Genomic DNA, 6,156 nt, shown 5'->3' with positions numbered 1-6,156 from the left:
TCCTAATTCTGCACATATCCGCAAGTTAGTTTAGTCTAGGAGTTACGCACTGTACAAATTCACCATGATGTGTATGAAGGAAAATCCGTCGTTTCAGACTTTTGGCGATTAACTTCTGATCGATAGCGATCGCTGAAAAGTCATCAAAAAATCCCGTTAAAATGCCCGAAACCCATACCTCATATTTGGTCGATCCTGTCAATGCGTAAGTCCTATAGTCCTAGGTTTTGAAAATTGCCTAGGAGGTGATTCATACTTAAAATCAGCAACGCCAAAATAGTTTGTAGGTTGGATTAAATGTCTTGAAGCACAACCCCCGATCATAGAACTCCACACAATTAATTATAATCATCCCATAAGGGATATTTTGTTGGGTTTCGTTCCTCAACCCAACCTACAAGAACGGCGATCGCACTACCTTCTAGCTGGCTTGTCCCCCTCTCAGGTTAAACACTCCCTACCAATGATGTATTGCTAACCACCCGACTGATAACAAACCTGCTAAACTCAAGGTTAAACCACTAAAGGGAATTAATAATGCAAATACTGGTAAAATTGCTCCAGCAATAGTACAAATAATGGCGGCTAAAGCAGCGTGACGATTTGCACCTAAACCATAGATGAAACCGAGTAAAATCAAGGATATGATCAACCAAGCTATTTCTGCATTCATTACTCGCGCCAGATAGGTTAAAGTTAATAAGCAAGCAAAGAAAATACCCGCAGCAATCGCCAAATTTTTTAAACTCATGGGTAGGGACAAATATAAAAGCAATATCCACCACAAAAACAAGGCTGGTGCTAACAGTAATAACCGGGGCATAATCCCAGTTTTTCCTATTGGTTTGGTGGCAGTAAATACACCAAAGGGATTTCTAACAGAAACATTCTCATCGAATATCCAAGTAAATTCGGTACTGTCACCATCACTTTTAATTTCATGAGGAACTATCCCACTAGCAAAATCAGCATTTCTAAAATTAGCAATTGTTGTGAGGCGAAATTGAGAAAGTAATTGATCAGTGGCATTATAAACCCAACGTGGTCCACCTTGTGCTTGATAGCTAACTTTAATTGTGGTTTCTTGTCCTGGTTCTAACTGCAAGGGAAAACCATAATCTCCAGGGTTTATTTGTTTTAATCTTGTTCCATCTCTTTCTACTTTATAACTAGAAAGTAAGGAGTAGCCTAAGGGTGGTGGTGCTTCAAAGAAAAAACTATTAACATCACTTAGTGAATTGACAATTTTATAATCAGCAGTGTAATCTATAAGATAAATGGCACTGCGACTTTGCACGTTTACACTTTGGTCAATTTTAACTTGAATGTTTGAACCTGCTACGTTTAAATAGCGAGTAACTTTTTGTTTATCTGTCACCTTGACTATTTTGCCGTTAACTTGAGTAGTATAGCTATAAGGTTCTTCGACGATGTAACGCACTTGGGGCGCAATTTGTTCTAATTTATCACCTGCGACACTTTCCGCTACTTGTGCTACTTTTGCTTGTTCCCAGTAATGGTAACGGTTGCTTAAAGTAGAAGTGAGGAAAAATCCCGTAACTACTAAAATTAAAATTAGGGCTAAATGTTGTAGTTCTTTGAGAAGTTGGGAATAACGAATCGACCATTCCCCAAAGAAAACAGCTTGTTCGCTGGTATTGCGTCTCAGAGAAAAACTGATGAGAGCGATCGCAACTCCCAAAGCTACAATTAAAAACGCAAACAATAGTGAACCTTGAATTAGTTGCGTACCAAACTTGATTAATTCCTCAGGATGTGTTAAATCTGGTAATCCTGGAATACCTTGAGCAATAGGAGACATAGGTAAATATGTAGATGTTCAGATATTGAAACAACTTGACAGATATAATTTCCAAAAGTTTCTGCAAAAATACTAGGAAAACATTGTTAATATTTTAGAAGTCAGGAGTCAGTCCTGATGAAAAAATTTTCACCCCCACAGATGAAAGAGGTTTCTTTCCCTACACCCCACACCCTACACCCTACACTCTTTTTCTACAACAGCAGTAAATGTGTTCATAACCGATACATAATTTCTAGGCTGACCAGAATACAAAATAATTATGACATGAATAGATAAGGGGAGCGCTAACAAATCTTGGTGCGTTCCCAGGAATTTATTGACGGAGTAATTAGGCGTTTTCGTGGGGAACGCACCCTACAGCTACAGCGATGGCTAATCTTGGTAATGATAGCGACAGGAAATAATTGTTAGATAATGATCATCGACAACATAGACAAGACGATTAGCTTCATCCGTACGGGACCAAAAACCTGACAAATTCTCTCTCAAGGGTTCAGGTTTACCGATTCCTTCAAAGGGATTGGATAGAGTATCTTGGATCAGCAGATTGATTCTTTTCAGGGTTTTCTTGTCCTGAGATTGCCAATAAAGATAATCTTTCCATGCTTTACTACCCCAAGCCAACTTACGCATCGATTAAATCATGTTCTTGTGTTTTACCTGCTTGATATTCTGCGATCGCTTCTTGCAAATGTTGAGCATTAGCCGGAGATTTTAAGAGATAAACTGTTTCCATCAGACTGTCATAATAACTTTTAGACATGATAACAACATCTTCTGTATCTCCTCTGACAATGAAAGTACAGTTTTTATCATTGGCTACTGTATCTATTACAGATTTAAAGTTTTTTCGGGCTTCACTAAAGTTGACAATGTTGACGCTCATCAGAGTTGTACATGGTTAAGTACAATTGTCATTATAGTTCTGTCCAAATCTGGTTGGCAAAACCCAAAGGCTTCGGGGAACGCACCCTCAAGCTGCGATCGCTTGCTCAAAGTCCATAATCTTGGTGCGTTCCCAGGAATTTATTGGCGGAGTAATTAGGAGTTGCATCAGGGAACGCACCCAACCAGATCGGCGATCGCACTATGGAGCGCAGCGGAATTGCCGTCCAGTGCAGCGCATTGTTGGGAGTCCATAAGTCTTTTGATCAGAGCATTACTCATTAGAATTGCTTTTTGGTGATCATTTTGTGCAATACTAATTACTTCTTCAGCATCTTCATCACTGATCATCTCAAATTGTTTCTGGCTTGGACATAAGCTATCATTCAAATCCCTTGGTTCAAACTTGTCTAATTCATCACCATAACTTCGTTGATTGATTTTTATTATTTCCTGTCCAATATCACTCAGTAAATACACAAACAATTTATTAATAAATTGTTGTCCGAATTGATTTGGATAAAAGGAATGAAAGCAGGTAAAATTTATTGCTGTTGTGAAATTGCGTATTACTTTTAACCTGCCCCTGCTAAAGACACCGAATAAAATTGGAGCCGGTTTTCTCTTTTCAATTTTGTACCAGGTGTTCCTTGTTTTTGTAAGATACCTCTCATGGTATCCCAATTTTTCGCCTTCTTTTATGTAATTTCGTATTTCAGAGTTGTCGTGGTCTTTTACATCTAAACAATGGACTGGCTTATCCTCATTGTATAGTATATTAAAATCATGCTCAGTAAATACTGCTTTGCGGATTTGATAGCTTTTTGTAATACACTTACAAATATTGTTATCACTCAACTTCCGTTGCTCAATTTTTGATTTTTTTAACGCAAAAAATTCATTTGCGCCAGTAGCAATACCTCTCGTAAACGTACCGTATAGGGACAACTTACAGAAGCCATTTGGAGATACTTGTTCAGTGAACAATGATGAAATAATAGGTGTCCACTTTTTGTTATATGGTAAATTCGATGGTTCGATTTCCCACTGATAGAATTTACTAATATCAGATATTTTATCTATTTCATCACTTTTTTTAATCTGTAAAATTTTAATGGTTTCTTTTTTTCCGTCATTTTTACAAAGAAGCACACAAACGGTTGTCGTTGCCTCTGGGAAAATTTCTTTTTCATTGGCAAAGATTATTATTTGCTTCAATAAATGATTTTCAAGGAGACTTTTTTTGATTTCTTTTCCGTAGCCAGTATTAAAAAACTCAAAAGGCATAATATACGCCAAGTTACCATTGATTTTAAGTTCTCTTAAAGACTTGACAAGGAATAGGGAAGAGATATTAGAGTAACCAATAAGTTTCTTCCCTATTTTTTCTTCAATTTTTGGTAATATATCATGACGCTTAAGAAATTTCTGAAATCGCATATATGGTGGATTACAGATGATACCGTCAAAATTTTCAGTTTCAGCTTCGAGGTAATCACTATTGATAACTCTCAAATAAGGACTGTCACCATTACGATTGAGAAACTCAAATATATTTCTATCAATCTCATATCCAATGAAATGTACTTGATTACCTGAAGGTATTTTTATTGCTTCATCATAAAAAACGCCTAAGCCAAACGCTGGGTCTAATACTGTTTCTGGATTATCTTTTAAAACCCACTGTACCATGAGGCGAGCAACGCACATAGGTGTAAAAAACTGGCCGTAATCTTTCCTATGATTAAGTGGAGTTTCAGCTATATATTTTAACTCACGCATTAATAACATCCCTTAGAAATATTTTATTATCAAGGTATCCCTTGCCGCCTGCAAAAGTGACATAAAAAAGCAGACGCCCCCTGTCTAATTCTTTCAGAGCCGATTTATGTTCAGGCATATCAATTTTTCCAAGGACTTCTTTTCCAATTTGCCCATTGATCTTGATCGTAGTTTTACCTTGATTTTTTACATCTCTTTCTATTGAAAAATTATTTCCATCATTGTTATCGTTTGAGACCAGTGCCAAAATATCTTTAAATGATATTATATATGCCTTGTCAAAAAATACTTGTAGATAAAAATGCTTGACATTATATTTCTGGATCCACCTGTTGACCAAGGCAACATCTTCGATTTTTGGTGTAATGCCCAAATAATCGCGTTTGTGCAGTATTTTTATATTTTCTTTGAGATTCTTCAGTAATTCCGTTAGATTTTTTAACTCTTTTGTTGATGACCATGACGGACAACGAAAGTCTAATTCTCTAAAGGTGTCATCTGTAGCATTTGACATTAGATTGTAAATTGTCTGGTTTTTTCGCCTTAATAGATCACCAAGGTCGGTATTGATTATGTCTCGTCTAATTTCGTCGCATTTTTTAATGGCCCGATCTTGTCTGTCCCTCATGAATGCCGCATATTTGTCTGCTAAAAAAGAACTTGATCTTACTTCAATCGCAGCCACAGCCTGTCTTATGTGCTGATCATTTTCAATGTCAATACTTCCATCTGGAAAGTCTCTGACCTTAAATATCAGGATATCTGGCCTCTTACCTATCGCATTAAGTTCGCTCTGATATTCCATATAAAAATCAGCAAATCCATCATCACCTGCGGCTATTGATTCGGAACGCCCATATTTAACAGCAAAATAATCACCAGAATATTCATTGACTGCCTTAAAGACGATTGTTTCAGCCCAATCACCCTGTTCCTTGTTCGTGAGAAATTCGGAGTTAGCCATTGTTGGGGGCTTTCCAGTCATTTGTATTTCAGTATCAATCTCAAGTGGTGATTGCTTTATCAGGTTCAGAATATCATCTTTGTACATGAATTCTCCTTCTTGTTCAGCCCAGCCATCAATTATACTACTCCCTGCCGTCTAGCAACCCTCTCCATCCTACTATCCCACTTCCATCGGTCTAAAACCCCCTAAATAAAACCTAAATACCGCACCGTGCGCTTTAATCACCTCAATTTGGGGATAATTACCGCACAGAGGGGTCTAGCATTCCACTCAAGACGTGAAGACGACAATACCAAGCAATTGAGGCGGAATATCTCCCCATCTCCCCAAATCCCCCCGCAACGCGCACGAAGTGGTCTCCCCCCGCAACGCCCAGCAAGTGGTCTCCTGGAAAAATTTTAGATTTTCTTAAGATCGACCTAAAAAATATTGGTCATTTTTTCCAATATAGTGTAAGTTAAGAAAAGTAAAGATTTCTCACAATTCTTCAACACATCTGCTGGCCTGCTCGGATAGATGGAGAAGAGAGCGCGGAATCTTAGCAATAATATACATTTTTCGGAGAAAACCCCCATGACCATTGCTGTCGGACGCGCCCCAGAAAGAGGGCTGTTTGATGCTCTCGATGACTGGCTCAAAAGAGACCGTTTCGTCTTCATCGGTTGGTCTGGTTTACTACTCTTCCCCTGCGCCTTCA

6 protein-coding genes and 1 pseudogene are annotated in these 6,156 nt (G+C 37.9%); 1 reads left to right on the top strand and 6 read right to left on the bottom strand.

Annotated features, from left to right (window positions below; translation table 11 throughout):
* Window positions 1-25: 25 nt before the first annotated feature.
* The 6 genes from IQ242_RS26215 to IQ242_RS14120 all read right to left on the bottom strand — a co-directional run bounded on the left by IQ242_RS26215 (window position 26) and on the right by IQ242_RS14120 (window position 5,543).
* The gene (locus IQ242_RS26215; RefSeq protein WP_228020997.1) at window positions 26-202 is read right to left on the bottom strand and encodes a hypothetical protein; all 177 of its coding nucleotides are present in this window, start codon (window positions 200-202) and stop codon (window positions 26-28) included.
* A gap of 255 nt (window positions 203-457) precedes the next feature.
* Window positions 458-1,822 carry a UbiA family prenyltransferase gene (locus IQ242_RS14140; protein WP_193960402.1) on the bottom strand — a complete coding sequence of 455 codons (1,365 nt, stop codon included), beginning with the start codon at window positions 1,820-1,822 and terminating at the stop codon, window positions 458-460.
* A 375-nt stretch (window positions 1,823-2,197) separates the two neighbouring features.
* Entirely contained in the window at window positions 2,198-2,458 is a 261-nt protein-coding gene (locus IQ242_RS14135) for a Txe/YoeB family addiction module toxin (RefSeq protein ID WP_002765923.1), read from the bottom strand.
* Complete coding sequence (locus tag IQ242_RS14130; protein ID WP_002765925.1) at window positions 2,451-2,711, bottom strand: type II toxin-antitoxin system Phd/YefM family antitoxin; 261 nt, start codon at window positions 2,709-2,711, stop codon at window positions 2,451-2,453. Before IQ242_RS14130 ends, IQ242_RS14135 begins: the two co-directional genes overlap by 8 nt.
* A gap of 167 nt (window positions 2,712-2,878) precedes the next feature.
* A complete protein-coding gene (locus IQ242_RS14125) occupies window positions 2,879-4,492 on the bottom strand; it encodes a class I SAM-dependent DNA methyltransferase (RefSeq protein WP_193960401.1) in 1,614 nt (537 codons plus the stop codon).
* The gene (locus IQ242_RS14120; protein WP_193960400.1) at window positions 4,485-5,543 is read right to left on the bottom strand and encodes an AccI family restriction endonuclease; all 1,059 of its coding nucleotides are present in this window, start codon (window positions 5,541-5,543) and stop codon (window positions 4,485-4,487) included. The genes IQ242_RS14125 and IQ242_RS14120 overlap by 8 nt, the downstream gene beginning before the upstream one ends.
* 489 nt (window positions 5,544-6,032) lie before the next feature.
* Between IQ242_RS14120 and IQ242_RS14115 the strand changes: the two are divergent.
* Window positions 6,033-6,156 (top strand): annotated as a pseudogene (locus IQ242_RS14115) (photosystem II D2 protein (photosystem q(a) protein)); the annotation flags it as partial.

The organism is Microcystis sp. LEGE 08355 (genome assembly GCF_015207185.1).
Lineage (GTDB): Bacteria > Cyanobacteriota > Cyanobacteriia > Cyanobacteriales > Microcystaceae > Microcystis > Microcystis panniformis.
The sequence above is the reverse complement of the archived record's forward strand: the minus strand, read 5'-3'. Positions and strand labels throughout refer to the sequence as shown.